A 3,576-nucleotide genomic window follows, 5' to 3' on the forward strand; every position below is an offset into this window, starting at 1 on the left:
GTCTTCCGCCGCGCGCGTGTCCCAAGGTTAACGTCAGAAGCGTGATTATGTGAGATTTGCCACATTGCCCCCATACGGGCAGGCGATTGAGGGTTCGTTTTGTGATTCATAAACGCCACCCGCGATTCTTAACAAGAGAGGATTGATAACATGGGTCTGACCAGAACCGCCGCAACCGCCTGCGCTCTTGGCGCCTTCCTGACGACCACCGGATTGTCTCGCGCCGTATTCGCCCAAACCCAGACCGAGGCCGCCTCTACAGCGCTCTTGGCCACGGGCTTGACGGACGGCGGAGCCGCCGAAGCCCAGGTGGTCGAGGCTGTCCGCAACGGTGACATCTTGACGATCAAGCTGCGCTTCAAGCCGCTCGSCGCRRRCAAGSTSGAACGAATCTAYGATTCGATCAGCGAGARCGCCTATGAAAACAGYTTCTACGTTCTCGCCGGCAACAARAAATAYCTGCTRCTCACRGAYAGCAAYGAYAAGCCTCTGACAAATCCTAATCTGACCATCAAGGCCAGCAAGGATTCCCCGATCGCCGGCTCCTGGCACGGCAGATTTCCCGCCCCGCCAAGGGACGTCACGGAAGTGTCACTGACGATCCCGGGCGTCGAAACGCTCGACGCCATCAAAATTACCGACCGATAGCCATGACCGGCACAACTAAGTCTTCCCTAGCGGCGGTAGTGATCATGGCGGCGGCGAGCGGTTCCTTTGCTCAGGAGTCGCCCTACAATCGCGATATCCGCGATCTCAAGGCCACGGTTCTGGATCTGAAGGGTCTTCCCTCCGATCTGAACAACGCCGTGTCGGATCTGACGGCGAAAGCCGATGGGCTTGCCGCTCAGCACGGTGGTCTTTCCGTACGACAAGACGCGGCGACCGTCAGAATATCCATGACGGGCGATGTCCTGTTCGATTTCGACAAGGCAGACGTCCAGCCGGCTGCGGAACCGACGCTCACCGATATCGCGCGTCTCATCGCATCAATCTCCGCTGGCAGGATCATCATCGAGGGCCATACCGATTCCAAGGGCTCGGCCCAATATAACCAGGACCTGTCGCTTCAGCGGGCAAATGCGGTCGCGAACTGGCTTGTGAGGCACGGAGCAGACAAGGCGCAACTGTCGGTCAAGGCATTGGGTGCCAGCCATCCTGTCGCGCCCAACACCCTTGAAAACGATGCGGACAATCCAGCTGGGCGTGCATTGAATCGGCGCGTCGAGTTCGTATTGCCCAAGTAATTCGCGCAGGGGATCTCCGGGCCGATGACTACCCGTTGGCTTTGTCGCAAAGTTTCGGTGCTGTCACATTGTTATTTCGGCTGGGATAGCTGCGGGGCATGAGCAGGACCGCGCCGACTTACAAGAACCACCGCTATCCCATTGAGACCGTAGCCCGTGCGGTCTGGCTGTATTTCCGGTTCAATTTGAGCCTGCGCGACGTCGAGGAAATGCTGCTGGAACGCGGCATAACCGTTTCCTACGAGACGATCCGCCGCTGGTGCGGAAAATATGGCTCCGATTATGCGCGTCGCTTACGCCGCAAGTCGCCGACGAAAGACGATATCTGGCATCTTGATGAGCTTGTCGTGCGCATCAACGGTCAGAAATGTTGGTTGTGGCGAGCGGTTGATCAGGAGGGTTATGTACTTGACGACATCGTCCAGACGCGCCGCAACTCCGAGGCTGCTGCAGAGTTATACTATGGCGCCGCGCAGGGCGGCAGGGCATCGAATGCCGGTGATCATCATACTCAACTAAGCATGAACGAGGGATTCTTTTGATACACTTGGCGTACGAGAACCCGATATTATCCTCGCGACCGATAGGAGGAGTTAGGCCCGGATTACCGGAGTTCTTTGCGGCCATTTCTTCATATACGGTTGAAAGAGTCATTTTTAGGAGTTTTTCACGATTGAGAGGTTATCGGCGTGTTGCCAAGCTTTGAAACTGAGCGGCTTTTTGTTCGACCTCGTACGATGTCAGATTTTCACGCATGCCTAGCGATGGACCGTGACCCGGAGGTTACAAAATTTATTCCCGGTCCGTGGAATGACACGCCGAAGCATGAAGCCTTCCTGAGAGACAGGATAAAGACTGCGCTTGGGGATGGACTTGGATATTGGTCTATTTTCCCCAAAGAGCGGCCTGACCAATTTGTAGGTTGGATTCTCCTAATCCCATATGATGGCGTTGGCCCAGAGATAGAAATCGGCTGGCGCTTAAATCGTTTGGCGTGGGGAAACGGGTTTGCAACGGAAGCGGCTCGCCTAATCGCAGAGTATGCTTTTCACACGCTCGGCCTCAACCGGATTGTTGCTAATATTGATCAGAGGAATTTATCATCAGTGCGCGTGGCGGAGAAGATCGGTATGAAGTTCATCGGAGATGGTGAGCACGGGGAAGATGCTTGTAAGTGTTTTGCGATGGGAAAGGCTGACTTCGCTGAGCCGATATCGCAAAGGACCGCACAGTAAGGGACTCTCTCGGAGTCCAGAAAGCGGCGCTGATATTTGCCGATCAGTTTGGGGGCGAAGGTGACGGACCGGTCGCGCGGAATCGACAGCTGCGTCCTCGACGTACCCATCTGCACCCTCGTTGCGCGGGTCAAGAGACTATCCGGATTTCCGTGGGCGGGGAATGGCGCTTCGACATGGTGGGCGTGTTCGAGGGCCAAAAGCAGCGCTTACCCAACCTCATGCGCTTCCTGAAGGTCGTGCCGAATGAGCTAATCGTGGTGGACTATGGTACCCCGGACCCCAACGACCTGGAGCGCTTCTACATGACGGTTACCTTCGATGAGCAGACCGACGGCAAGACCGTGCTGACCATGCGCCAGCTTCACCCAAGCCGCGAACGCCGACAGGTGGTCGTCGGTTTCGGCGCGGTGGAATATGGTCTGCAGACGCTGGATAGCCTCGCCACGTGGCTGGATAGTTGACCGTTGCTCATCTGGAGGGTTGGCGGTCGTGTCGCCACAGTCTCCATAAACGACCGCTTTATGATTGTGCGGTCCAACCGCGAACGGCAGAAATGGGGTCGGAAGCAGACATTGTCCCAAACTTCGCAATTAACCATCGAGCGCTTTCCCGATCGACTCCAGTCAGCTTCCCAGGTATGAGCCGCCGCATGTTCAGGATCTCGCACATACTGCTTTGACTTCTTGGTGGCCTGACGGTCACTTCGGACCAATGAATTCGCCATCGCCATGACCGTCGTGCAGCCTGCTGCATTGGTCTTGCACCTCCACATCCCGTCCGGAGGTTTGGAAATACGCGGCTCAGTCGCCTTCCAAACCGAGGAGGGACTGAGCCTTGGCAAAGTCCGAACAAAAACCCAAACGACAGCATTTCCTGCTGTCGCCCGAATGCCGAACTCTCACAGTCATGGACTTGGCAAAGGACCGCGAGGCGACAGCCTATGGTTGGTTCAAGCAGATGCGTTGGCCACAGACGGACGGCGAACCCTTCCCCGCTCTCGGACCGATCGCCGGGGCTGTGATTGCCGATGAATTTGGATGGCGGGCCATTTTCGTCACGTTGGGCGCGGCCACCGTTCTGGAGCTCCTGAATGC

General features: G+C 56.6%; 2 protein-coding genes and 4 pseudogenes. 5 read left to right on the forward strand and 1 reads right to left on the reverse strand.

From position 1 onward, the window contains the following. The first annotated feature begins 692 nt into the window (after positions 1-692). From AC1DUU_RS26415 to AC1DUU_RS26425, 3 genes and pseudogenes are all read left to right on the forward strand, one after another. On the forward strand, positions 693-1,244 hold the full coding sequence (locus AC1DUU_RS26415) for an OmpA family protein (RefSeq protein ID WP_476786326.1): 552 nt from the start codon (positions 693-695) through the stop codon (positions 1,242-1,244). 111 nt (positions 1,245-1,355) lie between these two features. Then, positions 1,356-1,702: pseudogene (locus AC1DUU_RS26420) on the forward strand (IS6 family transposase); the annotation flags it as partial. Between the two features lie 306 nt (positions 1,703-2,008). Then, on the forward strand, positions 2,009-2,479 hold the full coding sequence (locus AC1DUU_RS26425; protein WP_476786325.1) for a GNAT family N-acetyltransferase: 471 nt from the start codon (positions 2,009-2,011) through the stop codon (positions 2,477-2,479). A 14-nt stretch (positions 2,480-2,493) separates the two neighbouring features. On the opposite strand, the pseudogene AC1DUU_RS26430 reads toward AC1DUU_RS26425, so the two are convergent. Then, positions 2,494-2,595: pseudogene (locus AC1DUU_RS26430) on the reverse strand (transposase); the annotation flags it as partial. Between the two features lie 30 nt (positions 2,596-2,625). Here AC1DUU_RS26430 and AC1DUU_RS26435 point away from each other — a divergent pair. Both AC1DUU_RS26435 and AC1DUU_RS26440 read left to right on the forward strand, forming a co-directional pair. Beyond that, positions 2,626-2,943: pseudogene (locus AC1DUU_RS26435) on the forward strand (SRPBCC domain-containing protein); the annotation flags it as partial. 373 nt (positions 2,944-3,316) lie between these two features. Next, positions 3,317-3,576: pseudogene (locus AC1DUU_RS26440) on the forward strand (hypothetical protein); the annotation flags it as partial.

This window comes from Aminobacter sp. P4_H6_2 (assembly GCF_056400805.1).

Excerpts from the sequence above, each read along its gene's own strand:
- AC1DUU_RS26415 (WP_476786326.1), top strand. The coding sequence starts at position 693 with ATGGCGGCGGCGAGCGGTTCCTTTGCTCAGGAGTCGCCCTACAATCGC.
- AC1DUU_RS26425 (WP_476786325.1), top strand. The coding sequence starts at position 2,009 with ATGGACCGTGACCCGGAGGTTACAAAATTTATTCCCGGTCCGTGGAAT.